The sequence below is a fragment of the Phenylobacterium sp. genome, assembly GCF_044372605.1.
GTDB lineage: Bacteria > Pseudomonadota > Alphaproteobacteria > Caulobacterales > Caulobacteraceae > Phenylobacterium.
Map to the genome: position 1 here is coordinate 1 of NZ_JBILRO010000023.1, position 23303 is coordinate 23303.

Annotated in this window: 28 protein-coding genes and 4 tRNA genes; 25 read left to right on the plus strand and 7 right to left on the minus strand. The window is 64.4% G+C overall.

From position 1 onward, the window contains the following. Positions 1-213 precede the first annotated feature (213 nt). Complete coding sequence (locus ACIQ42_RS03745; RefSeq protein WP_397420879.1) at positions 214-654, plus strand: VOC family protein; 441 nt, start codon at positions 214-216, stop codon at positions 652-654. Between the two features lie 20 nt (positions 655-674). On the opposite strand, the gene ACIQ42_RS03750 is transcribed toward ACIQ42_RS03745, so the two are convergent. Both ACIQ42_RS03750 and ACIQ42_RS03755 read right to left on the minus strand, forming a co-directional pair. Continuing rightward, positions 675-1253 (minus strand): DedA family protein, encoded by a 579-nt coding sequence (locus ACIQ42_RS03750; protein ID WP_397420880.1) that lies wholly within the window; start codon positions 1251-1253, stop codon positions 675-677. A 133-nt stretch (positions 1254-1386) separates the two neighbouring features. Continuing rightward, positions 1387-1462 (minus strand) — tRNA-Asn (locus ACIQ42_RS03755). A 258-nt stretch (positions 1463-1720) separates the two neighbouring features. Between ACIQ42_RS03755 and ACIQ42_RS03760 the strand changes: the two genes are divergently transcribed. From ACIQ42_RS03760 to ACIQ42_RS03775, 4 genes are all read left to right on the plus strand, one after another. Beyond that, positions 1721-3136, plus strand: a complete 1416-nt coding sequence (locus tag ACIQ42_RS03760) for a Mur ligase domain-containing protein (protein ID WP_397420881.1) — start codon at positions 1721-1723, stop codon at positions 3134-3136. A gap of 332 nt (positions 3137-3468) precedes the next feature. Next, positions 3469-3984, plus strand: a complete 516-nt coding sequence (locus ACIQ42_RS03765) for a hypothetical protein (RefSeq protein ID WP_397420882.1) — start codon at positions 3469-3471, stop codon at positions 3982-3984. 129 nt (positions 3985-4113) lie between these two features. After that, the gene (locus tag ACIQ42_RS03770; protein WP_397420883.1) at positions 4114-4401 is read left to right on the plus strand and encodes a type II toxin-antitoxin system RelE/ParE family toxin; all 288 of its coding nucleotides are present in this window, start codon (positions 4114-4116) and stop codon (positions 4399-4401) included. A 17-nt stretch (positions 4402-4418) separates the two neighbouring features. Further along, positions 4419-4721 (plus strand): HigA family addiction module antitoxin, encoded by a 303-nt coding sequence (locus ACIQ42_RS03775; protein WP_397420884.1) that lies wholly within the window; start codon positions 4419-4421, stop codon positions 4719-4721. Here the strand turns inward: ACIQ42_RS03775 and ACIQ42_RS03780 are convergent. Next, positions 4718-6067, minus strand: a complete 1350-nt coding sequence (locus ACIQ42_RS03780; RefSeq protein ID WP_397420885.1) for an acyl-CoA dehydrogenase family protein — start codon at positions 6065-6067, stop codon at positions 4718-4720. The genes ACIQ42_RS03775 and ACIQ42_RS03780 overlap by 4 nt on opposite strands. 111 nt (positions 6068-6178) lie before the next feature. Here ACIQ42_RS03780 and ACIQ42_RS03785 point away from each other — a divergent pair, with 111 nt between their 5' ends. After that, positions 6179-7174: a phosphotransferase family protein gene (locus tag ACIQ42_RS03785; protein WP_397420886.1), complete on the plus strand. Its 996-nt coding sequence runs from the start codon at positions 6179-6181 to the stop codon at positions 7172-7174. After that, the gene (locus ACIQ42_RS03790; RefSeq protein WP_397420887.1) at positions 7171-7530 is read left to right on the plus strand and encodes a DUF6285 domain-containing protein; all 360 of its coding nucleotides are present in this window, start codon (positions 7171-7173) and stop codon (positions 7528-7530) included. Before ACIQ42_RS03785 ends, ACIQ42_RS03790 begins: the two co-directional genes overlap by 4 nt. A gap of 36 nt (positions 7531-7566) precedes the next feature. On the opposite strand, the gene ACIQ42_RS03795 is transcribed toward ACIQ42_RS03790, so the two are convergent. Together ACIQ42_RS03795 and rlmB are read right to left on the minus strand one after the other, a co-directional pair. Beyond that, positions 7567-8280, minus strand: a complete 714-nt coding sequence (locus ACIQ42_RS03795) for a TerC family protein (RefSeq protein ID WP_397420888.1) — start codon at positions 8278-8280, stop codon at positions 7567-7569. Between the two features lie 98 nt (positions 8281-8378). Continuing rightward, positions 8379-9176: a 23S rRNA (guanosine(2251)-2'-O)-methyltransferase RlmB gene (gene rlmB / locus ACIQ42_RS03800; protein ID WP_397420889.1), complete on the minus strand. Its 798-nt coding sequence runs from the start codon at positions 9174-9176 to the stop codon at positions 8379-8381. Between the two features lie 133 nt (positions 9177-9309). Here rlmB and ACIQ42_RS03805 point away from each other — a divergent pair. The 11 genes from ACIQ42_RS03805 (at position 9310) to ACIQ42_RS03855 (ending at position 15538) form a co-directional block, all read left to right on the plus strand. Beyond that, a tRNA-Tyr gene (locus ACIQ42_RS03805) sits at positions 9310-9396 on the plus strand. A gap of 53 nt (positions 9397-9449) precedes the next feature. Further along, positions 9450-9523 (plus strand) — tRNA-Gly (locus ACIQ42_RS03810). A gap of 42 nt (positions 9524-9565) precedes the next feature. Next, complete coding sequence (gene tuf / locus ACIQ42_RS03815; RefSeq protein ID WP_397420890.1) at positions 9566-10756, plus strand: elongation factor Tu; 1191 nt, start codon at positions 9566-9568, stop codon at positions 10754-10756. 283 nt (positions 10757-11039) lie between these two features. After that, positions 11040-11115, plus strand: a tRNA-Trp gene (locus tag ACIQ42_RS03820). Positions 11116-11187: 72 nt separating this feature from the next. Continuing rightward, positions 11188-11514 carry a preprotein translocase subunit SecE gene (secE, locus tag ACIQ42_RS03825; protein ID WP_397420891.1) on the plus strand — a complete coding sequence of 109 codons (327 nt, stop codon included), beginning with the start codon at positions 11188-11190 and terminating at the stop codon, positions 11512-11514. Between the two features lie 8 nt (positions 11515-11522). Continuing rightward, positions 11523-12098 (plus strand): transcription termination/antitermination protein NusG, encoded by a 576-nt coding sequence (nusG, locus tag ACIQ42_RS03830; protein WP_397403139.1) that lies wholly within the window; start codon positions 11523-11525, stop codon positions 12096-12098. A gap of 18 nt (positions 12099-12116) precedes the next feature. Continuing rightward, complete coding sequence (locus ACIQ42_RS03835; protein WP_397420892.1) at positions 12117-13520, plus strand: class I SAM-dependent methyltransferase; 1404 nt, start codon at positions 12117-12119, stop codon at positions 13518-13520. A 144-nt stretch (positions 13521-13664) separates the two neighbouring features. Further along, positions 13665-14096, plus strand: coding sequence for a 50S ribosomal protein L11 (gene rplK / locus ACIQ42_RS03840; RefSeq protein WP_397420893.1), 432 nt, complete (start codon positions 13665-13667; stop codon positions 14094-14096). Positions 14097-14100: 4 nt separating this feature from the next. Further along, complete coding sequence (gene rplA, locus ACIQ42_RS03845) at positions 14101-14790, plus strand: 50S ribosomal protein L1 (protein WP_397420894.1); 690 nt, start codon at positions 14101-14103, stop codon at positions 14788-14790. A 110-nt stretch (positions 14791-14900) separates the two neighbouring features. Beyond that, on the plus strand, positions 14901-15143 hold the full coding sequence (locus ACIQ42_RS03850) for a type II toxin-antitoxin system VapB family antitoxin (protein ID WP_397420895.1): 243 nt from the start codon (positions 14901-14903) through the stop codon (positions 15141-15143). Then, positions 15143-15538, plus strand: coding sequence for a type II toxin-antitoxin system VapC family toxin (locus ACIQ42_RS03855; protein WP_397420896.1), 396 nt, complete (start codon positions 15143-15145; stop codon positions 15536-15538). The genes ACIQ42_RS03850 and ACIQ42_RS03855 overlap by 1 nt, the downstream gene beginning before the upstream one ends. 3 nt (positions 15539-15541) lie before the next feature. Here the strand turns inward: ACIQ42_RS03855 and ACIQ42_RS03860 are convergent, their stop codons facing one another. Further along, positions 15542-16774, minus strand: a complete 1233-nt coding sequence (locus ACIQ42_RS03860) for an acyl-CoA dehydrogenase family protein (protein WP_397420897.1) — start codon at positions 16772-16774, stop codon at positions 15542-15544. Between the two features lie 71 nt (positions 16775-16845). Between ACIQ42_RS03860 and ACIQ42_RS03865 the strand changes: the two genes are divergently transcribed. The 6 genes from ACIQ42_RS03865 (at position 16846) to rplL (ending at position 21137) form a co-directional block, all read left to right on the plus strand. Next, positions 16846-17352 (plus strand): GNAT family N-acetyltransferase, encoded by a 507-nt coding sequence (locus ACIQ42_RS03865; protein ID WP_397420898.1) that lies wholly within the window; start codon positions 16846-16848, stop codon positions 17350-17352. 71 nt (positions 17353-17423) lie between these two features. Continuing rightward, complete coding sequence (locus tag ACIQ42_RS03870; RefSeq protein ID WP_397420899.1) at positions 17424-18620, plus strand: acetyl-CoA C-acetyltransferase; 1197 nt, start codon at positions 17424-17426, stop codon at positions 18618-18620. A 3-nt stretch (positions 18621-18623) separates the two neighbouring features. Continuing rightward, positions 18624-19448 (plus strand): enoyl-CoA hydratase-related protein, encoded by an 825-nt coding sequence (locus ACIQ42_RS03875; RefSeq protein ID WP_397420900.1) that lies wholly within the window; start codon positions 18624-18626, stop codon positions 19446-19448. Between the two features lie 6 nt (positions 19449-19454). After that, on the plus strand, positions 19455-19901 hold the full coding sequence (locus ACIQ42_RS03880; protein WP_397420901.1) for a hypothetical protein: 447 nt from the start codon (positions 19455-19457) through the stop codon (positions 19899-19901). A 294-nt stretch (positions 19902-20195) separates the two neighbouring features. Further along, entirely contained in the window at positions 20196-20711 is a 516-nt protein-coding gene (gene rplJ / locus ACIQ42_RS03885; protein WP_397420902.1) for a 50S ribosomal protein L10, read from the plus strand. 45 nt (positions 20712-20756) lie between these two features. Next, on the plus strand, positions 20757-21137 hold the full coding sequence (rplL, locus tag ACIQ42_RS03890) for a 50S ribosomal protein L7/L12 (protein ID WP_397420903.1): 381 nt from the start codon (positions 20757-20759) through the stop codon (positions 21135-21137). 148 nt (positions 21138-21285) lie between these two features. Here the strand turns inward: rplL and ACIQ42_RS03895 are convergent, their stop codons facing one another. After that, entirely contained in the window at positions 21286-22461 is a 1176-nt protein-coding gene (locus tag ACIQ42_RS03895) for a serine hydrolase domain-containing protein (RefSeq protein WP_397420904.1), read from the minus strand. 448 nt (positions 22462-22909) lie between these two features. On the opposite strand from ACIQ42_RS03895, the gene ACIQ42_RS03900 reads away from it, so the two are divergent. Then, positions 22910-23303, plus strand: a 394-nt coding sequence (locus tag ACIQ42_RS03900; protein WP_397420905.1) for a hypothetical protein, incomplete at its 3' end; no start/stop codon positions are given.

The window sequence follows — 23303 nt, forward strand, 5'->3', positions numbered from 1 at the left end:
GCCGTGCGACGATGGTCGTCACAACGGTTCGCCTTTTCGCGGCGACTTGCCGTCCTTGTGATGCCGCGCCAACCTGACAGCAAATGAAATCATGATCAGATAGACGACTTGCAGCTCTCAATCGTCACATCTCATGATTGTGACATTAATTCTGGTCTCGATTTGCGCGAGTTGCGCAACCGCTGTCCAGCAAATCAAGGAACGGAAACACCAGTGCGATACCTTCATACCATGGTCCGCGTGACCGACCTCGACGCCTCGCTGGCCTTTTATTGTGACAAGCTGGGCCTCAAGGAAGTTTCCAGAAACGAGAACCCCATGGGCCGGTTCACGCTGGTGTTTCTATGCGCGCCTGCCGACGAGGATGCGGCTCGCAAGGGTCAGGCGCCCATGGTCGAACTGACCTGGAACTGGGATCCGGAAGTCTATGAGGGCGGCCGCAACTTCGGCCACCTGGCCTATGCGGTGGACGATATCTATGCCGCTTGCCAACGATTGAGGGATGGCGGTGTTGTGATCAATCGACCGCCCCGTGATGGCCGCATGGCGTTCATCCGCTCGCCGGACAATGTGTCGGTGGAGTTGCTTCAGGCGGGCCCGGCGCTGGCGCCGGCCGAGCCTTGGGCCTCGATGCCCAATGTGGGGGTCTGGTAGGCGCGCCCGACGGCCGCAGATCAGGTCGGGTCAAGCGGACGCCGCCGCCTGGCTCGCCATCGCCATACCGCAAGGACGCCGATCGCCAGAACGCCGGCCACGACAAAGATGATCGGGCTTTTGTCGGGCGCGAACCGCTCCAGGAATGTCATCGCCAGCGCGCCGAACAGATAGCCCAGCGCGACGAAGATCGCGGACCAGATGCATGAGCCGAGGGCATTGAGGACCCCGAATCGCCATGACGAAACGCTGGAGATCCCGAGCGCTACCGGCCCGGCCGCCCGCAGCCCATAGAAGAACCGGAAGCCCAGGATAAAGCTGTTCGGATAGCGCTCGATCATCCCCAGCGCCCTGGCGAAGGTAGGGCGGGCGATCGTCTTCTGAACAAATCCGGTCTGGCGAAAGCTCCGCCCCAGCACGAACAGCAGGTGATCCAGCACCCCCGATCCCAAGGCGCCAGTGGTGAATACCACCCATAGGGGGATGATATTCTCGCGCGACAGAGCGCCGCCGATGACCACGGCGGTCTGGCCCTCAAAGGCTGCGCCGATGAGAATCGCTAGCGGACCGTAGGTCGCGATGAGGTCTTCTGTGGTCATGGGCGCCAAAGGAAGGGCAGAGCGAATCTCCCTGCAATATGTGGCGCGAAGGTTAGCAATCTGACGACGGCCGGCCGCAACCTGGCGGGGCCCGGCCAGGACGGTGCATTCCAAATGATCGGAATGGTCTCGATGGCTCCCGGAGCAGGACTCGAACCTGCGACAAGTCGGTTAACAGCCGACTGCTCTACCAGCTGAGCTATCCGGGATCAGGCCGTCGAGGGGCGGGGCTATACGCTGCCGCGCCGGAGCGCGCAAGCCGTCGCATGGCCTGTCTGCACTCCCAAAAAAGAGCCCGACGCGAACGCCGGGCCAAAATCAAGTTGGTGATGATGGGGTGTCTTCAAGGAAGACAATGGCAGACTCGGCTTTCATGATTAAGGGCGGGTTAACACCGGTCGCCGGCTCTGGACGTGCGGGGCGGATCGGTCGATCAACAGCCCTGAGATCGCGAAGGAACTGGCGGCATGCGCATCCATTTCACCGGCATAGCGGGCGCGGGCATGGCGGCTGCCGCGCTGATGATGCGCGAAGCCGGCCACACCGTCAGCGGTTCTGACGCCGACGTTTTCCCGCCCATGTCGACCTATGTGGAGGGGCTAGGCTTCCGAATCAGCTGGGCTTTCGATCCGGCGAATCTGGACGACGACCTGGATCTGCTGGTGCTGGGCGCCAGCGCCAAGCTGGGTGGCGAGGCCAATGTCGAGGTCCAGGCAGCCCGGCGGCGTGGTATCCGCATCACGACCTTTCCGGAACTGGTGGGCGAGGTGACGGAAGCTCGCCAAAACACCGTGGTGGCCGGCTCGTTCGGAAAATCCACATGCACAGCCCTGATGGCCCACGTCCTGCGCGAAGGGGGCGTCGACACTGGCTGGATGATCGGCGCTATCTCGCCCTCGCTGCCCTATACCGGCCACTGGGGCGCCGCCGCGCAGGTGGTGCTGGAGGGCGATGAATACATCGTCGGGCCCACCGACCGTCGATCCAAGTTCGTGCTCTACCATCCCCGCGACGTGCTGCTGACCAGCCTGGTCCACGACCACGTGAACGTGTTTCCCACCTTCGCCGAATACGAGGCGCCGTTCCGCGATCTGCTGCGTCTGATCCCGGCGGACGGCCTGCTGATGGCCCGTGCCAGCGACCCGATCCGCGCCATCGCCGACGAGGCGGCCTGCCGGATCGTCTGGTACGATACCAATCCCTGCGACGGGTGGTATGCCGAGGGCGTCGAGTTCGGCGATGTCTCGCGTTTCACCCTGGTGGGGCCCGGCGGACGGCGCGTGGCCCTGGCTACCAGCCTGCTGGGTGCCCACAACATCGAGAACATCGTCGGCGTCTGCGGCTATGTGCTGGAGCGCGGGCTGGTGAGGGAGGCGGAGTTGGCCAGCGCCGTGGCCAGCTTTACCGGCATCCGCCGCCGCCTCGACCGGCTGACCACCCGCTCGGCCCTGCCGGTGATCGAGGGCTTCGGCTCATCCTACGAAAAGGCCCGCTCCGCCATCGAGGCCATGCTGCTACACTATCCCGAGCGGCCGCTGACGGTAGTGTTCGAGCCCCACACCTTTTCCTGGCGCTCGCGCGATGCGCTGCACTGGTACGACACCGTCTTCGGCGGCGCCGCCCGCGTCCTGATCGTCCCGCCGCCTCACCACGGCGAGACCAGCCATAGCCAGTCGAGTTTCGCCGAGATCCTGGCGCGTGTGGCCGCGACGGGCATCCCCGTCGAAGGCGTCGAAACCGCCGAGGCGGCGACGGTGGCGCTCAGTCGGATGAAGGGCGACGAGGTGGTGCTCCTGCTGTCTTCCGGCCCGCTGCTGGGCCTGCCCGACAGCCTGCCGCCGGTGTTCGACGCGAGGTACGGCAAACAGGAAGCGGCGGCTTGAGGCTCCCTACCTCCCGCCGCTTCGCGGGGAAGGTGAGCGGACCGCACCATTCCTTTTTTGACGCAACCTGCACGCGCGCCGTAAGGTCACGGTCAAGTTCTGAGCCGGACAAGGTCCCGCGACGGGCCTTCGAACCGCCGGACAATGGTTAGATGGCTTTAGCATCCTCGCCTATCATCGCCGGAGCCGGACTTCACCAGGCACGCGATCAACTCTGCGCAGATGGCTGGACGCTCGTCGGTACGGGGAATTGGTCCTGGGCCTATGCAAGTCCTGACGGGCTGACCGTCGCACGCGTCACGCCGTGGGACCCGGCCTACAGGCTTCATGCGGTGGCCTGTCTGTCCGGGCCACCAAACCGATACCTGCCTCGCGTCGACTCGATCACAGCGTTGGAAGGTGAGGGGTATGCAGTATTGATGGAAAGGCTATGGCCTGCCGACGAGGTGGAAGCTGCTGCTCTGTGCGGCCGGATTGGACTGGGCAACGACAGTGGCTACCAGATTCCGATTCTTGCGGATGATCCGTTCGATCAGGACCTGGCGACCCTGCGATCAAGGTTGAAGGCGCTGATGGCGCAAGGGGCCGAGAGGTTTACACTTTGGGGTGGCTCCGACATCCGGCCCGGCAACATCATGGTCGATACTGTCGGCCAGTTGAAGGTTGTCGATCCGGTGTTTCTGCGTGGCCCTGCTCTGGTCGAAGCTTTGATGGCGGACAGGGGTGACCTGCTGGCCGACTTTACGCATGGGCAGCTTCAAGCTTTTCTGACAATCCCGGTGTTCCAGCCAGGTCCCGAAACGGAAGAGCTTCGTCGCCGAGTTGATCTCATGTGCCCGCAGCGATGACGTCAGGCTCATTGTCGTTCGGCTGAGTCGATATCGTGCTTGCGTGGACCATGTGTCGCGGAGCGATACGATGCCTTGCATTTCGTGTCGCATTGAGATACAACTTCGTCTCGATATCGACGGGCAACCATGGCGATTCAGAGCTTTCAGGATGAGCGGGCGCGCGCGATCTTCGAGGGGCGATCACCCGGAAAGAGGTTCCCCGCCGACATGATCCGGCCTGCCAAGCGAAAGCTGGAAATGCTCAACGCCGCCGTCGAGTTGAACGAACTGCGCTTCCAACCCGGCAATCGGCTTGAACCGCTGTCGGGCGACCGGCGAGGCCAGCATTCAATTCGCGTGAACGATCAATTCCGGCTGGTGTTCGTCTGGACGCCCGCTGGCCCGATCGACGTGGCGTTCGTGGACTATCACTGATGGCGATGGAGCAGATCATGTCGCAAGACCCGTTGGCCCCGGTGCATCCCGGCGAGATCCTGCTGGAGGAGTTCATCCGGCCTTACGGCCTCACCGCGGGCCGCGTCGCCGCTCGCCTCAAGATCTCGCGGCCGCGCATCGAGAAGCTGGTGCGCGGCGCCACGCCGGTTACGGTCGATACGGCCCTGCGCCTGGAGCGCCTGTTCGGTCCATCCGCCCAGTTCTGGCTGAACCTCCAGACCCGGTATGATCTGGAAATCGCCAAGGCTGCGCCCGCCGCCGGGATCGAGGCGATTGAGCCGTTGGTTGCTCCCGCCTAAGGCCTGGGCGGGATCGGCTGGACATATTCCTGTTTCGCCGCCTTTTCCGCGTCGTTCAGCGCCTTGAACTCTTCCCGCTTGGGCCCGAGGTAGCCGAACAGATAGGCGGCCACCTTGCGGATCTGGATCTCTTCCGAACCCTCGGTGATCCGGTAGCGGCGGTGGTGGCGATAGATGTGCTCGAAGGGTGTGTGGCGGGAATATCCCATGCCGCCATGCACCTGCATCGCCCGGTCCGACGCCTCGCAGACCAGCCGGTTGCCCCAGTAGTTGCACATCGAGACCTTGTCGGAGATCGTGCGCTCAATCTCCTTGTGATCCATCTTGTCCATCTGCCAGGCGGTCTTGCGGATCAGCAGGCGCAGCATCTCGCACTGGGTCTGGAGTTCCACCAGCGGCCACTGGATGGCCTGGTTGTCGCTGAGCGGCTTGCCGAACGGCTTGCGCTTGCGCGCGTACTTGACCGCCTCATTGATGCAGAACTGCGCCGCGCCCAGCGACGAGGCGGCCTGGCGGATACGGTTCTGGTGGACGAAGCTCTGGCCCAGTCCCAGGCCCCGGTCGATCTGGCCCCAGTAGCTGTCCTCCGGGATCCAGACATTGGTGAAGCTGACCCGCGGATGATCCGTGGGCATGTTGAAGGTCCACATATATTCTTCGATCTTCACCCCGGGGGTGTCGGCAGGCACGATGAAGCAGGTGATGCCCGTGGCGTCGCCGTCCTTGCCGGACGTGCGGGCGAAGACCATCACGTGGGTGGCGACGTGCATGCCCGTCGTCCACATTTTTTCACCGTTGATCAGCCAGCCGGGCTTGCCGTCCTTTTCGTGCGGGACGCCGGTGGTTTCCATAAAGGTGGCGTCCGAGCCATGGTTGGGCTCGGTCAGACCAAAGCCCGTGCGCATCTTGCCGCCCAGCAGCTTGTCGGCGTCGCGCTCGTACTGGGCGTTGGTGGCGAACTCCTTGAACATCAGGATGAAAGGGTTGTTGCCGACGATCGAGTGTTCGGTCTGCAGGTCGTTGAACAGGCCCAGCCCCTTTGCGGCCAGATGCTCGCGGATGACCGCCATGGCCAGCTGACTGCCGCCCTTGCCGCCCATCTCCGGGGGCCAGGCGTAGCGCAGGTGTCCAGCCTCGTCGGCCAGCTTGCGCGCCTTGGCCAGTAGTTCTTCCCAATCCTTGCGGGGCAGGCCCTGGTTGTCCCAGTCGGTGCGGGCGTGCTCGCGTCGGTGGTCGAAGAACCGCTCGTTGTCGTCCTGCGCCTGCAGCGGCTTGATCTTGTCCTCGATGAACTGGTCCAGCACGGCCAGATAATCCACGAGGTCCTTGGGCAGGTCGAAGTCCATGGCGTATTCCTCTTGCAAGGGCGGACTTGACGTTGGGGAGGCGTTTACAAGCCGACCATTCGCCCGCCAGATCGTTTCAAGAATAGACCTAGCCAGAGGTTCCGTCGGGTCATGGAATTGGATGTTCGCGCACAGTTGGAGCGCCTGACCCGGCGATTGGGCGGGGCGGGCGCCACGCTGACCGAGGCCCAGCGACTTTCGGGCGGCGCCAGCATGGAAACCTGGGCCTTTGGTTTCGAGGGACTGGACGGGCCGGAACGCCTGATCCTGCGGCGTCGGAGTGCGCCGTTCGACGAGGAGACTGCCCGCTCTATCAGCCTTGCGACCGAGGCCGCCCTGATTCGGGCAACCGGCGCCAACGGCGCCGTCGTTCCCCAGGTCCGCCATCTTTGTGATGAGACCGACGGGCTGGGCGAGGCCTATGTGATGGTTCGGGTCGACGGCGAAACGCTCGGCAAGCGGATCACCAGTGATGCGCGCTTCGACGCGATCCGCCCGGCGCTGGCGCGCCAGTGCGGCGCCGCGCTGGCGCCGATCCACGCCACGCCCCCGCCGCCTGGCCTGAAGCTCAAGACCGTTGACGCCGCCCTCGAACTGGATCGCTACGAGGAGGTCTATCGCGCGACCGGCGCCGAGCGGCCGATCCTGGAACTGGCTTTCCAGTACCTGCGAAAGCATCAGCCGGAGCCGGTGGAGCCGGTGTTGCTGCATGGCGACTTCCGCAATGGCAACATCATGTTCGACCCCGAACGTGGCGTAGCGGCTATCCTCGATTGGGAGCTGGCCCACATAGGTGATCCGGCCGAGGACATGGGCTGGATCTGCACCAACTCCTGGCGCTTCGGGCGGCCCGACCGCCCGGTGGGCGGCTTCGGCGACTATGCGGACCTGCTGGCTGGCTACGCGGCGGCGGGCGGTCGTCCCATAGACCTCAGTCGCGTCCGATTCTGGCAGATGCTGGGCTCGCTGCGCTGGGGCGTCATGTGCCTGACCATGTATCTGAGCTGGCGCGACGGCGCCGAGAAGTCGGTCGAGCGGCCAATGATAGGCCGTCGCGTCTCCGAAACCGAGGCCGATCTGGTCGTTCTGCTGGAGCAAGGCCTGTGATCACCCATCCCAAAACCGAGGAACTGGCCCGGTCCGTCGCGCTCTGGATCGAGCAGATCCGGCCCACTCTGGACCCCCGCAACGCCTTTCTAGCCCGCGTCGCCGCCAACGCCATGGCCACCATCGGCCGGGAGATCACCCAGGGCCCCGCCGCCGAGGCCGAGGCTGTCCGGCTGATGGGTGAGGTGCTGGGCCGGACGGGCGACCACGCCGACCTGAATACAGAGCTCTGCGCGCAGATCCGGTCCGGCAAATTGACCGTCGAAACGCCGGGCTTGCTGGCCGCCTTGACCGTGATGGCCCGTAACCAGATCGCCATCGACCAGCCCGGCTACAAGGCGGAGGGGTCTCTTTAGGCCCGGTGATCGAGGCGGACGCTGGGCAGCACCGGCTCAGGGCGCAGCCGGCGTGGCGGGCTTGATGTCCATGAAGTCCGGCATCACCGTGTTGTACTCAGCGGTGTAGCCAAGATCGTCGACCACCTGCTGATGTCCCTGCCACATCATGTGCAGCGCCACGTATAGCACGATGATCAGGCCGACAATGCCGATCCAGCGATAGCGATGCAGCAGGTTGGCTATCCAGCTCGCCGCAACGCCCATCAAGGCGATCGACATCAGCAGGCCGAACACCAGAATGCCCGGGTGTTCGCGCGCGGCACCGGCCACCGCCAGCACATTGTCCAGCGACATGGAAATGTCGGCGATGAGGATTTGGGTGAAGGCGGCGCGGAACGACTTGGCGGGTTTGACCTGCGGAACCGTAGTGGGGTCATCGTCCATCGCAGCGGCGGCGGCGACTTCATCGGCGACACCCTGCTCGTGCAGCTCGCGCCACATCTTCCAGCAGACCCAGAGCAGCAACACCCCGCCGGCGAACAGCAGGCCGATGACCCCCAGCAGCTGGGTTGTTATCAGGGCGAAGCCGATCCTGATAATGACCGCCGCGGCCAGACCCCAGAGGATCGCCTTCTTGCGCTGGGCTTCGGGAAGGCCGCCGGCCGCCAGGCCTACGGCGACAGCGTTGTCGCCGGCCAGAACGAGGTCGATCATCAGCACCTGGACCAGGGCGGACAGGGCGGCGGGGTTTAGAAGATCTGCAAACATCAGCTCTTCAATGCGTCACGGCGCGAAAGGCTGCAACCGTCGAGGCGATCGCGTGGCGAAACAGGAGCGGCGCGCCGGGGTTGGCCTGTGTCAGGCCGCTAGCGCCGTAGTCGCGACGCCTCATAGAGCGAGATTGCCGCGGCCGCCGAGACGTTCAGGCTCTCGAAGCCGCCAGGCATGCTGATCCTGGCCAGTTCGTCGCAGTGCTCGGCGACGAGCCGACGAATGCCATCGCCCTCTGAGCCAAGCACAAGCACGGTGGCTGTCCCGTCCAGCACGTCGTGCAAACCCCGCTCCGCGTCGCCATCAAGACCCACCGCGCGCCAGCCGCCCTGGGCCAGTTCCTCCAGCGCCCGCGAAAGATTGACCACGCGAGCGACCCGCACCCGATCCACCGCGCCGGCGGCCGCCTTGGCCAGCGCGCCGGAGAGTTTGGGCGCGTTGCGATCCTGCAGCACCACGCCGGTCGCCCCGAATGCAGCGGCAGAGCGCAAGATGGCGCCGACGTTCTGGGGGTCGGTAACCTGATCCAGCATCAGGACCACAGCGCCGGGACGGGCCTCGAACTCGGCAAGATCGACGTCCTCAAGCGGGGCAGGGCGCAGGGCCACACCCTGATGAACCGCGCCCTGCGGCAGCTTCTGGCCGACCGCGTGATTGTCCACGGTTTCCAGCGCCGCGATCTGGCCGAAGGCCGCCCGGATCTGTTTGGTGCGTTCGGGTGTGGCCAGCAGATGCAGCGGTTCGCCGCGATGCGGGTTTGCGAGAGCCGCCTCCACAGCGTGCCAGCCCCAGATCCAGTCATCTGAGGCGGCTGGCGCCCGCCCACCCGGGCGGGCCTGGGGCCGAAATTTCCGGCCCTTTCGGGCGTCGTTGCGTTCGGAGTTCGAGGCCACTATAAGACGCGCTCCGATTTGGGACCCCCCGCAAGGGCGACCGCTTCTGGACTGTGAGACGGGCCGCTTTAAGCCCCTCGGGTCCTTTGGCGGAAGCCTTTTCTGAAAGGTCCCGGAACGGCTCGCGCGCGCTGGGGGAATGTCCCGAGTGGCAAAGGGGGGGGACTGTAAATCCCCTGCTGTAATGGCTTCGTAGGTTCGAGTCCTACTTCCCCCACCACGCGTACGAGCCTGAACTTGAGGAGATTTGGGCGGCGACGCCCAGCCTATCCGGCGGGTATAGCACAATGGTAGTGCAGCAGCCTTCCAAGCTGAATATGCGGGTTCGATTCCCGCTACCCGCTCCAACATCTTTCACCGCTTGACCGCACAACGCCCGCAGGATCCCGATGGCCAAAGAGAAATTCGAACGTACCAAGCCGCATTGTAACATTGGAACGATTGGTCACGTTGACCATGGGAAGACGACGTTGACGGCGGCGATTACGATGACGCTGGCGAAGGCGGGTGGCGCGAAGGCGATGGCCTACGCGGACATTGATGCGGCGCCGGAGGAGAAGGCGCGGGGGATTACGATCAACACGGCGCACGTGGAATATGAGACGGCGAACCGTCACTACGCGCACGTGGATTGCCCGGGACACGCGGACTACGTGAAGAACATGATCACGGGTGCGGCGCACATGGATGGTGCGATCCTGGTTGTGAGCGCGGCTGATGGTCCGATGCCGCAGACGCGGGAGCATATTCTGCTGGCGCGTCAGGTGGGTGTGCCGGCGCTGGTGGTTTACATGAACAAGGTGGACCTTGTTGATGATGAGGAGCTGCTGGAGCTGGTGGAGATGGAGGTGCGCGAGCTCCTCAGCTCCTATGAGTTCCCGGGAGACGACATTCCGATCACCAAGGGTTCGGCGAAGGTTGCGCTGGATGGTGGCGATCCGAAGATCGGTGAGGAGTCGATCCTGGCGCTGATGGCGTCGGTGGATGAGTACATTCCGCAGCCGGCGCGCCCGCTGGATCTGCCGTTCCTGATGCCGGTGGAAGATGTGTTCTCGATCTCGGGCCGCGGCACGGTGGTGACGGGTCGTATCGAGAAGGGCATTGTGAAGGTCGGTGAGGAAGTTGAGATCGTCGGTATCCGCGACGTTCAGAAGACGACCTGCACGGGCGTTGAGATGTTCCGCAAGCTGCTGGACCAGGGTCAGGCGGGTGACAACGTGGGTGTGCTGCTGCGCGGCACGAAGCGTGAGGACGTGGAGCGGGGCCAGGTGCTCTGCAAGCCGGGTTCGATCACGCCGCACACGGAGTTCATGGCGGAGGCCTATATCCTGACGAAGGAGGAGGGTGGTCGTCACACGCCGTTCTTCACCAACTATCGTCCGCAGTTCTATTTCCGCACGACGGACGTGACGGGGATCATCAAGCTGAAGGAAGGCGTGGAGATGGTCATGCCGGGGGACAATACGGAGCTCCTGGTGGAACTGATCACGCCGATCGCGATGGATCCGGGTCTGCGCTTCGCCATTCGTGAGGGCGGCCGCACGGTTGGCTCCGGCGTGGTCTCCAAGATCATCAAGTGATCGGGAGCGCCGCGAGGCGCTCCGGGTCACCCCCGCGCAGGCGGGGATCCAGATAAGGGCCGCCAGGGGAAACCCCGGCGGCCTTTTCTATCTCAGGTCCGGGGATGGGTCTGGCCCGGGATCCGGCAAAGAAGCTTGAAAACCGGCGCCGCCTGCGTCATACGCCTGCGTCTTATCCGACATCCTTGGAGTCTGTTTTTCTAGCCGCTGTCCGCGGACGACGGGTTTCACCCCCGGGCCTGGAATGAGCGGATGAAACGGGTTCGGCATAAGGGTGCGAAATAGGAGTGTAGCTCAGCTGGTAGAGCATCGGTCTCCAAAACCGAGGGCCGGGGGTTCGAGTCCCTCCACTCCTGCCACCCTATATATGTGATCTGGAATAACCGGGGCGCGGGCTATCCGTCGCTCCAGAAGAGAGTTTGAAGCGCCGCATGGCCAGGAAATCGGGAAAAACCCCGCAGGCGATCCGAGATCGGGCCGCCAAGACCGCCGCCGTCATGGCCTCGCCGTCCGGCGCGGCCGCTGGGGATGCGCGAAAGGGTCCTGGCCTGATCCAGAACCTAAGGAACGCTCCGAAATTCTTCCGCGAGGTTCGCGCCGAAGCCCGCAAAATCACCTGGACCAGCCGCAACGAGACCTGGATCACCTCCGTTATGGTGGCGATCATGGTGGTGTTGGCTGCGCTGTTCTTCTGGGTCGTAAACACCATCCTGCAGTTCGCCATCACCTGGCTCCTTCGAGTCACGACGGGCGGGTAAGAAGAAAAATGTCCCAAGCCGCAGAAACCGTCGCCCCGCCCAAGGGCAATCCGCACCACAAGTGGTACATCGTCCACGCCTACTCGAACTTCGAGAAGAAGGTGGCCGACAGCATTCGAGAGCAGGCGAAAAATCAGGGCCTGGAGGACAATTTCTCCGAGATCCTGGTGCCGACTGAGGACGTCGTGGAAATCCGTCGGGGCCGGAAGGTCAATTCCGAGCGCAAGTTCTTCCCTGGCTATGTACTGGTGAAGATGGAGCTCTCTGATGAGGCTTATCACCTGATCAAGAATACCCCCAAGGTGACGGGCTTTCTCGGCAGCGGATCCAAGCCGATCCCGGTTTCTGACAAGGAAGTCTCACGCATCATCGGTGCGATCGAAGAGGGCGTTGAGCGGCCGAAGCCAACGATTTCCTTCGAGATCGGCGAGACCGTCCGCGTCACCGACGGACCCTTCGCCAGCTTCAACGGCTCTGTGGAACAGGTCGACGAGGAGCGTACGCGCCTGCGGGTCACGGTATCCATCTTCGGCCGCGCGACGCCGGTTGAACTGGAATACAGTCAAGTCGAGAAGGTCGGCTAGCAAAGGGCCCGGACCGCCGTGGCCGAGGATTTCACCGCCACCCGCGCGACCCTGCTGAGCGCGTTCAGAAGCGGGCAGGGCGCGACCGAATTTCTGGTGGCCGACGCCGTCCGGGTGCTGGGCGCCACCTGGCCGACGCCGACCCGGGTCATCGATGTGGCGACCGATGAGTTGCTGGCCGAAGTGCTGCAGAGCTCGCCGGTTTTTCCGGTGTGGCTCGAGCAAATGATGACGGCGGCGCGCCGGAGCCTGCTGTTTTCGGCGCCGAATGAAGCCTTCGCACCGCTCAGGTCGTGGATCGCGATCCAGTGCCACCTCAATGAGCATGCCTGGGCAGAGGATGCGACCGAAACCCGACTCGTCGAGATATTGGCCGCCAGCCTCCAGGATCTGACGCCGGAACAGGTGATGTCGCTGGCCTCCTACAGGCCCCTGGCCCGATTGCCCGGCGCCGACAGTCTGCTCGACAAGGGATGGACGGGCCCTGTCGAAAAAGTGCTGCGCGAGCACATCATCGCGGTTCGGGAAGAGCAGGCCATCGCCGATGCTCTCCCGACGCTGACACCGATAACGGGTGCTGTCTCGGAAGCCGTTCGGTCACAGTATGAAGCTCATCCGTATCCCCGATGGCGGCGCGCGGGTCCGGGGGCGGTTCAGACCCAGGTCAACGGCCGCCGGTTGCCTAAAGATCCAACGGTCTTCATTGCCGGCTGCGGTACGGGTCGCCAGGCGATCCTGGCGACGATGATGCTGGAGGCCCGGCACACCCTGGCGGTGGATCTCAGCCGCACCAGCCTGGCCTATGCTGTGCGCAAGAGCCGCGAACTGGGCATCGCCGATCGCATCACCTATGCCCAGGCCGATCTTCTCGAGCTTGGCGACAGCGTAGGGCCCTTCGACATCGTCCAGTCAGCCGGCGTTTTGCACCATCTGCACGATCCGTTCGAAGGGGCGCGGAAGGTCTGCCGGCTGGCGAAGCCCGGCGGGTTTGTCGCCCTCGGCCTTTATAGCGCCCGGGCGCGGGAACACCTCAAGCCCGGCAAGGCGCTCGGGAAAATCTATACGCCGGATACGGTCCGCGAATTCCGCCAGGACATCATCGCGCGGCCTCAGAATGACCCGGTGCGGATTCCGGCCGTCGCCTCCCGGGATTTCTACGCCACCAGCGGCTGTCGCGATCTGCTGATGCATGTGCAGGAGCACGAGCTCAACTTCGATGATCTTCGCCGGATGCTGCGCGAGAATGACCTGACCTTCCTGGGGTTCCTTCAGTTTTCATTCCAGGAAATTCGCGACGCCTATCTCGCGCGGTTTCCGCACGACCCGCAGGGTCTGGATCTCGACGCGTGGGAAGCGTTTGAGGCGGACAATCCGGCCACCTTCCGGCGCATGTACCAGTTCTGGGCGCAAAAGGCCGAATAGCACCCGGTTGCTCCCGGGCGCCAATGCTGGTAGGAGCGCGCGCTTCGTCGGGCATGGCCGGGCGATTTCAAATCCGTGGGAGGGGGCGGCCACCGTAACCCCGCACCACGGCTCAACCGACCCCAAGGGTCATGAGGAGTAACGATGGCCAAGAAAATCTTGGGCTATATCAAGTTGCAGGTGCCTGCGGGCTCCGCCACCCCTTCGCCGCCCATCGGGCCGGCGCTGGGTCAGCGCGGCGTCAACATCATGGGCTTCTGCAAGGAGTTCAACGCCCGTACTGAAAAGGAAGCCAAGGGAACACCCCTGCCGACCGTGATCACGGTTTATCAGGACAAGTCGTTCACCTTCGTAACCAAGACTCCGCCCGCCAGCTTCTTCATCAAGCAGGCGATGGGTCTGAAATCCGGTTCGAAGCTGCCGGGCCGTGACGTGGTCGGCAAGATCACCCGCGCCCAGCTGATCGAGATCGCCGAAAAGAAAATGAAGGATCTCAACGCCAACGACGTTGAGTCCGCGGCCAAGATCATCGAGGGCTCCGCGCGCTCGATGGGCCTGCAGATCGTGGAGGCCTGAGCACATGAGCAAGCAAGCCAAACGCACCAAGACCTGGACCGGTGACACCACCGTCGCCCACGCCCTCGACGCCGCCGTCAAGCTGGTGAAGGCCAACGCCAACGCCAAGTTCGACGAGAGCATCGAGATCGCCGTCAATCTGGGCGTTGATCCCCGTCACGCCGACCAGCAGGTCCGTGGCGTGGTCGCGCTGCCGTCCGGCACCGGCCGCGACGTTCGTGTCGCCGTCATCGCCAAGGACGCCAAGGCTGCTGAAGCCACCGCTGCAGGCGCCGACATTGTCGGCGGCGAAGAGCTGGTTGAGCGCATCCAGGGCGGATTCATGGACTTTGACCGCGTGATCGCCACGCCGGACATGATGGCCCTGGTGGGTCGTCTGGGTAAGGTTCTGGGCCCTCGTGGCCTGATGCCGAACCCGCGCGTCGGTACCGTGACGCCCAACGTGGCCCAGGCTGTGAAGGACGCCAAGGGCGGCTCGATCGAGTTCCGCACCGAGAAGACCGGCATCATCCACGCCGGTATCGGCAAGGCCAGCTTCTCCGACGAAGCGCTGCTCATCAACGTCAAGGCGATGATCGATGCGCTGAACAAGGCCAAGCCGTCGGGCGCCAAGGGCACCTACATCAAGAAGGTTAGCCTGTCCTCGACCATGGGACCGGGCTTCAAGGTGGATCAGGCTTCGATCAGCGCTTAAGCGCTGGCGAGATCCTGCGACCTGAAGGGGCGACGGCGACGTTGCCCCTTTTTCGTTTGCCGTTGGCTAGACAGCTATCTTCGCGCGGCTAGATATAGTATGTCGTGCGCATGCCATTTCATGTGAGAGATGCTGAAGCAGACAGCCTTGTTCGGGAGCTCGCCCGGAAGCGGGGCGTAGGTCTTACCGAAGCTGTGAAGCTGGCGGTGCGCGCTGAGCTCACCCGCGATGACGGAGCTGATTTTCTTGCGAAGGTACGTGAGATCCAGCAAGCCATCGCAGCACGCGGGCGCAGTGGTCTCAAGGCAGACAAAGCATTCTTTGATGATCTGTCTGGCCAGGGCGACGACTGATGTTCGTAGACGCCTCTGCACTTTGCGCCGTCCTCTTGGGTGAATCGGACGCGGCAGACTATGCGTTGGCCATCCGCCGGGCGGAGAAACCTGTGACCTCGGCCGTCGCCATCTTCGAAACAGTTCTTGCGGCGGCGCGGGTTGCCGACGGAGACGTGGGCGCAGCGCGGCGCCAGGTCGACAGGTTTCTCAGGTTGGCGGGCGTGAGGATTGTTGAAATTGGTGACGATGAACTCGCCCGGGCGCTCGACGCATTTGATCGGTACGGCAAGGGCCGGCATCCTGCGCGGCTGAACATGGGCGACTGCTTCGCTTATGCGTGCGCCAAGACCCAAGGTGTGCCCCTGCTCTTCAAAGGCGATGACTTCGGCCAAACCGACATCGCTATCGCGTAAGGCTCAGAGCCCCAACACCGCCTTGGCTATGATGTTGCGCTGAATCTCGTTGGTTCCGGCATATATGCTGCCCGCACGGTCGTTGAAGTACTTTGCGGCCACGGTGATGCTGTGGTCGGGGCCGACATGGCCCTGATCGTGCGGAATCGGGTAGCCGGGCACCGCGCCGCCGGGTCGGGCAGCATGGGCCTGGTAGAGGGCGCCATAGGCCCCTGAGGCCTCCAGGGCCATTTCGGTCAGCCGCTGGCTGAGTTCGGTGCCCACCGTCTTCATCATCGACGACCGCGCGCCCGGCGCTTCGCCCTGGCTCATGTTGGCCAGGATCTGAAGTTCCACAGCCTCCAGCGCCTCGATCTCGATGGCGAGGGCGTTGAGGCGCGACATGAACCCGGCCAGCTTGTCGATGTGGCCGCCACCGCCGTCCGCTTCCCGCGCCGCCATGCCGCGGATGCGATCCAGACGCGTCTTCAGGCCGGGCGTCGAGACACCGCCGCCCCGTTCAAATTCCATGAGGTACTTGGCGACCGTCCAGCCTTCGCCGACCTTGCCCACCACATTTGCTCTGGGCACGCGCACGTCGGTGAAGAAGACATCGTTCTGGATGTGCTCGCCCGACAACATCAGGATCGGTCGCACCTCGACGCCCGGTGTCGTCATGTCGATCAGCAGAAAGGTGATGCCCTGCTGGCGGATCGCTTCCTGGGAGGTCCGTACGAGACAGAAGATCCAGTTCGCCTCGTTGGCGTGGGTCGTCCACAACTTGTGCCCGTTGCAGACAAAGTGGTCGCCATCTTCCACCGCGCTCATCTGCAGCGACGCGAGGTCTGAACCGGAGCCGGGCTCGGAGTAGCCCTGGCACCACAGATGTTCGCCGGTGAGCATGCGCGGCAGATAGTGGGCCTTCTGTTCCGGTGAGCCGTGGCCGATCAGAACCGGGCCGCACATGCCGATCCCCATGGGCGACAGGGGCGGGGCCCCGACCGCGGCCAGTTCACTGGCGAAGATGTAGCGCTGGGCGGCGGTCCAGCCGCAGCCGCCGTACTCTACCGGCCAGGCCGGCGCAGCCCAGCCGCGGGCGTGCAATTTGGCCTGCCAGGCCATGCAGAGGTCGTGCGGGGCATAGACGCTGGTCATCAGCTGCGACTCCCGCCGCATGTCCGCGGTCAGTTCGGCGTCGAGGAAGGCTCGCACCTCGTCGCGAAACGCCAGATCCGCTGAACTCCATTGCATCTGCATGGGGAATCTCTCCTGCTCCGTCACAAAGCTAGGCGCCTTGACGCTTCGGCAGTCACGGTTGAGATGGCGCGATGTCCTGGGTCGAAATAGAAGCCATTTCTGCCGCTCGCCGGCCGGCGTTCGACGCCATGTTTCAGCTCTATATCCATGACTTCTCGGCATTCTGGGCGGGGCAGGATCGCGGCGAACTGCCCGAGTCCGGCCGGTTCGACACCTATCCCGAGCTCGATCTCTATTGGACGGAGCCAGATCGCTCGGCCTGGTTCATCCGCGCCGATGGGCATCTCGCCGGGTTCGCGTTGCTGAATCGCCATAGCCAGTCAGGCTTACCGGCCGACCATGATGTGGCCGAATTCTTTGTTGTGCGGAAACACCGGCGTTCAGGCGTGGGCATCGAAGCTGCGCGTCAGTTAATCTGCCCGCGACCGGGTCAGTGGGAAATTGCGGTGGTTCGGGCCAACGCGGGGGCTTTGGGTTTCTGGCGGCGCGTGACAGCTTCGGTGTCGCCGGAGGTGGACGAGTTGAACCAGAACGACGCGCGCTGGAACGGCGTGATCCTGCGCTTCAAGGTGGCATAGCGGTCGTCGCACTTGACCGACCGGGCTTGCGGCTTCACTGACCGGGAAAGACCTTCCGGGAGAACGCCACCATGAAACGCGCCGCCATCGTCTCGCCGATCCGCACCGCCGTCGGAAAATTCCAGGGCGCCCTGTCCGGCATGACGGCGGGGGAACTGGGCGCGGTTGTGCTGAAGGATCTGGTTGCGCGGACGAAGATCGACCCCGAGCGGATCGACGACGTGATTTTCGCCCAGGGGTACGGCTCAGGCGAGGCGCCCTGCATTGCCCGCTGGTCGGCGCTGGCGGCGGGCCTACCGATCAGCGTGCCGGGCTATCAGCTGGACCGTCGCTGCGGGTCGGGCCTGCAGGCGGTGATCGATGCGGCGATGATGGTGCAGACCGGCGTGGCGGACGTGGTGATCGCCGGCGGCGTCGAGAGCATGAGCAACGTGGAATACTACACCACCGACATGCGCGGCGGCGCCCGGATGGGCTCGGTGACCATGCATGATCGTCTGACGCGGGGGAGGGTGATGAGCCAGCCCATCGAGCGTTTCGGTGTGATCTCCGGCATGATCGAGACCGCCGACAATCTGGCCCGCGACTATCAGATCAGCCGCGAGGAGTGCGACGAGTATGCCGCGATGAGCCACCAGCGCGCGACGGCCGCCTGGGCGGCGGGCAAGTTCGACGACGAACTGGTGCCGGTGTCGGTCAAGCAGAAGAAGGGCGACCCGATCATCTTCGACCGGGACGAGGGCTTCCGTCCGGACGCCACGGTCGAAACGCTGGGTCAGCTGCGCGCCATCGAAAAGGGCGGCGTGGTCACGGCCGGCAACGCCAGTCAGCAGAATGATGCGGCCGCGGCCTGCCTGGTGGTCTCGGAAGACAAACTAGCCGAGCTCAATCTCGACCCGATGGCCTGGTTCGTCAGCTGGGCGGCGGCTGGCTGCGAGCCCTCGCGGATGGGCATCGGCCCGGTTCCGGCGGTGGAGCGTCTGTTCGCCCGCACCGGCATGGGCTGGAACGACATCGACCTGGTGGAACTGAACGAGGCTTTCGCCCCTCAGGTTCTGGCCGTGCTGAAGGGCTGGGGCTGGGACGACCGCGACCGGTTGAACGTCAACGGCTCGGGGATCTCGCTGGGCCATCCCATCGGTGCCACCGGCGGCCGCATCCTGGCCAACCTGCTGCGTGAACTGAAGCGCCGCGACGGGAAGTATGGTCTTGAGACTATGTGCATCGGGGGGGGGCAGGGCATCGCGGCGGTGTTTGAGAACGCCTGAGGCATGGAGCTCAAAGCCACCCGCTACGACGTCACCGGCGGGATCGCCGTCGTTACCCTGGCGCGGCCCAAGCGGCGCAACGCCTGGACCGGGCGAATGCACACCGAGTACCGCTGGATCCTGCGCGAGGCGGACCGCGACCCGGGCGTGCGGGTGATCATTGTAACCGGCGATCCGGAAGGGAACGCCTTCTGCGCCGGGGCCGACCTGCAGGCACTGGAGGGGCACTCGGCCAAGGGCGGCTACGACGCCGGAACGCCGGAGGATATCGCCGAGCCGGGCTATGGCGTTGACCCCGCCTTCGACGCAACATTTGCCTATCACTTCGGGATCGGTAAACCGGTGATCGCGGCGATCAATGGGGCGGCGGCCGGGATCGGGTTGGTGCTGAGCGCCTTTGCGGACCTCAGGTTCTGTGCGCCCGGCGTGAAGTTCACCGCCGCTCATGGCCGGTTCAATTTTCCCGCCGAGTTCGGGCTGTCGTGGGTGCTGCCCCGGATTATCGGCCTGACTCACGCCAATGACGTCCTGCTGTCGTCGCGCGTTTTCACGGCGGAGGAGGCGATGGCCATGGGCTTTCTCAATCGTATCGTGCCTGCGGACCGGCTGATGGACGAGGTGATGGCCTATGCCCGGGCCCTGGCCACCACCGTGGCGCCGGGCTCCGCGCGGGAAACGAAACGCCAGATCTACCGCGACCTGCACCGCGACGCCGCAAGCGCAGTCCGCGATGCTGAAGCGCTGCTGACGGCCATGTCCCGGGATCCTGACTACAAGGAGGGCGTGAAGGCCTGGATGGAAAAGCGACCTGCGGCTTGGGTGGGGTAGGGCGCCTTGTCGCCTGACGACCTCTTGGTCCTGCTGGATCGACTGAAACCCGACCTTGATGCGGTCGCCACGCCCTGGACCCTGATCGGCAGCGGGGCGCTGATCCTGCTGGGGCTTCCTCTTGGGGCCGCGAACGATCTCGACATCGTCACCAGTGCGGAAGGGGCGGGGCGGCTACGGACGCTTTGGTCCGATTGGCTCGGCTCCGACGGGGCCAGGGTTCCGGATGGCCCCTTTCGTTCCGATGATTTCGCCCGCTATGAGACGCCTTGGGGCCCGGTGGAGGTGATGGGCGGGCTCAAGGCGCACGGTGAGCCCCTCGTGGTCACTGCGTGTCATGCCGTTCTGCCCATTCCGACGGCGCAGGAGCAACTTCGCATCCTGCGGCTGTTCGGTCGGCACAAGGACCTCGCCAAAGCCGCGCAGCTTGAGGCCTGGCTTTCGGCGGGTTGAACACCCGAAGCACTTCGTGTAAACGCCGCCGCTTCGTGGCTCCCTTGAGGGATCTGCGAGGACGGAGAGCCTTCGGGTTTTCCGCTCCTGTCCAAGAACTGTGAAGTCTTCGGGGTCACCGGAGGTCGGAACGCGAGGAAGAGCCCTTCCTCGGTCACAGGGAGACGGGAAGATGACGGTGCGTCGTTCCCTCCAGAAGTGGTGGGCGGCAGATCCGCGGCTTCTCACATCAGGACAGGTTGCCCAACGGCGTACGCAGTCGCGCGTGCGCTGAACCTGAGTATGGAGACCGCAATGGACCGCGCTCAAAAGCAGGAAGCCATCGAAACGCTGAAAGGCGTATTCAGTGGCGCCGGCGCCGTGGTCGTGACCCACAACATGGGTCTGACCGTTGCGGAAATGACCGATCTGCGGGGTCGCCTTCGTTCCGAAGGCGCCAAGCTGCAGGTGGTGAAGAACACCCTGGCCATCAAGGCTCTGGGCGGCTCGATCGGTGAAGCGGGCGACGCCCTCTTCAGCGGCCCCGTCGCCATCGCCTATGCCTCGGACCCTGTCTCCGCCGCCAAGGTCGCGACCCAGTACGCCAAGGACAACGAGAAGTTCACCGTCATTGGCGGCTTCATGGGTCTTCAGGTGCTGGACAAGAGCTCGGTGACGGCGCTCGCCACCCTGCCTTCGCTGGACCAACTCCGCGCCAAGCTCATCGGACTGCTGCAAGCGCCTGCGACCAAGATCGCCGGCATCCTGCAGGCTCCGGCGGGCCAGCTGGCGCGCGTCATTGGGGCTTACGCCGCCAAAGACGCCGCCTGATCGATCATCTTCCCCGACAAAACCTCACCTTAAGGAACACATAAAATGGCCAATCTCGAAAAGCTGGTGGACGACCTGTCCGCCCTGACCGTCCTGGAAGCCGCTGAGCTCTCCAAGCTGCTGGAAGAAAAGTGGGGCGTCTCCGCCGCCGCTCCGGTCGCCGTCGCCGCTGCGCCTGGCGCTGCCGCTCCGGCCGTAGTTGAAGAAGAGCAGACCGAGTTCACGGTCATGCTGACCGCCGGTGGCGAAAAGAAGATCAACGTGATCAAGGAAGTCCGAGGCATCCGTCCGGACCTCGGCCTGAAAGAAGCCAAGGACCTGGTCGAAGCGGCCCCGACCCCTGTGAAGGAAAACATCTCCAAGCAGGAAGCCGAAGAAATCAAGAAGAAGCTGGAAGAAGCCGGCGCGACCGTCACCATCAAGTAAGGCGACGGCGCTGGATCAGCGCTTCTGACGAAGTTGAAGGGGTCGGAGAGCAATCTCCGGCCCCTTTTGCATTCAGGAGCGACCGCCGCGGGATTGTCGTGAGCGCCTGGCGGCATCCCGAGGCGCGCACCGCGGCGGAGGCGGCGGGTCAGATCGCCGCCATCGCCAGGTCGACCAAGGCCTCTTCAGGCGCTGTCAGACACGACCGGCGCGCGGGAGGGCGACCGGTTTCGGGCATGCCGTTGACCGCCCACACCAGGGTGCGTCCATCGCGGATGTTCCAGTAAAGGCCCGTCATCCAGCCGTAGGCGTCGCCGGAGTGACCGCGCCAGTCGGGGGAGCCAGCGCCGAAGAAGGCGTCGCCGGCCGGTCCGGGCAGACCAGCGGGCGTTTCACAGCCCAGGCCGTAGCTCTTGAAGACGCCCTCGGGTTCACCATTCGGCCGGGACCGGTCAAGCGTCCAGGCGCGGGTCTGCATCAGGTCCAGAACCGCGCCAGGGATCACCTGGCGACCACGCCAGTGTCCACGCGCCGCCATGACGCGGGCCAACCGGTCCATGTCGGCGAGGCTCAGGCGCAGGCCGCCCTGGGGGGAGAAGAGAAAGCCGTTCTGCCCGGGGACATAGGTGTCCAGGCTGAGGTCCGCAGCGTCTGAGGCCCGGGCCACGGAAAGCCAGGGGTTCGGCCGGACATCGCCATCGACCTGTACGGTCCATGGACCGTCGAAACGCCTGACGCCGGCTGCGGCCCGCGCGCGGCGCGTATCGGAAACACCGCTCCAGTTGTAGCCAATGTCCAGGCCCAGAGGCTGGAACAGGACGTACTGCATGCGTCGATCAAAACGCTCACCGGTGCGCCGCTCCAGAATCTGGGCCAGCACGGCAAAATTGACGTCGGCATAGGCGAACCAGGCGCCGGGTCGATGCGCTGCCGGGCCGAACCATCCGCCCGCGTCATATTGACGCCCGCCCGGGGTCAAGGCTTCGGCCAGGGTGTGACCGAACGGAACCGGGTAGGATGGGCCATTGCGAAGACCGCTGGTATGGCCAAGCAGCATCCGCGGGGTGATGGCGACATCAGGCCAATCCGGGTGGCGCAGCCGAAATCCCAGCAGGGCCGAGGCATCGGTGTCGAGGTCGAGGCCAGTCTTCAGGGCCTGGTCCAGAAAGACTGTCGTTGCGATCATCTTCGAGACCGACGCCACGCGGAACGGCTGGTTGACGTCGAAGGGTCTGGAGCCGGCGGCACTGTAGGCGCGGCCCGCCGCCAGCCGCAGCGCCAGCTGGCCGCCGCCGTGTCTCGCGATCACGCCCGCGCTGGCCATGGGCGGGCCGGAAGCCGGTTGGAGCACGGCGGCAATGTCTGGTCGGCTCGCGCGGGCGCCCGCGGTTGTCGCCAAGGCAGCGAGCGCTGTGAACAATGTGCGGCGGTCAGGTTGGGCGGGCATTGAGAGTGTGTTCGAAAGCGAGTCCGGTCGCGCCGGAGTTTCTTTGCGGTAGGGGCTTCCCAAGCGTTCTCAAACCCCTTATCTGGGCGGTCCCACGAAAATTCTCCGTTTCCCGTGTCGCACAGGCTGTGCGCTTCGAGAGCCGGTCTTCGTGCGTGAATGCCCCGAGGCACGGCCAGTTACCCTCAGGCCGAGCGAGGGGGCGCTCCCGACGAAACGGGGAGCTTCCAGCGTCCGGCCTCCCGTACGGGAGGACCGAGGGTGGACGCAGGATAAAGACATAACGACGCCGGGACTCCGTGTTCCGCGTCCTCAAGGGAATAACATGGCGCAGTCCTTCACCGGAAAAAAGCGGATTCGGCATTCCTTCGGTCGCATCCCCGAAGCCGTCCAGATGCCGAACCTCATCGAGGTTCAGCGATCGTCCTATGAGCAGTTCCTGCAGCGCGAGACCCGCGCGCCGAACCGCAAGGAAGAGGGCGTTGAAGCTGTCTTCAAATCGGTGTTCCCGATCAAGGATTTCAACGAGCGCGCCGTGCTCGAGTACGTCACGTACGAGTTCGAAGAACCCAAGTACGACGTAGAGGAATGCGTCCAGCGCGACATGACCTATGCCGCGCCTTTGAAGGTGAAGCTGCGCCTCATCGTGTTCGAAACCGACGAGGAAACCGGCGCCCGTTCCGTCAAGGACATCAAGGAGCAGGACGTCTACCTGGGCG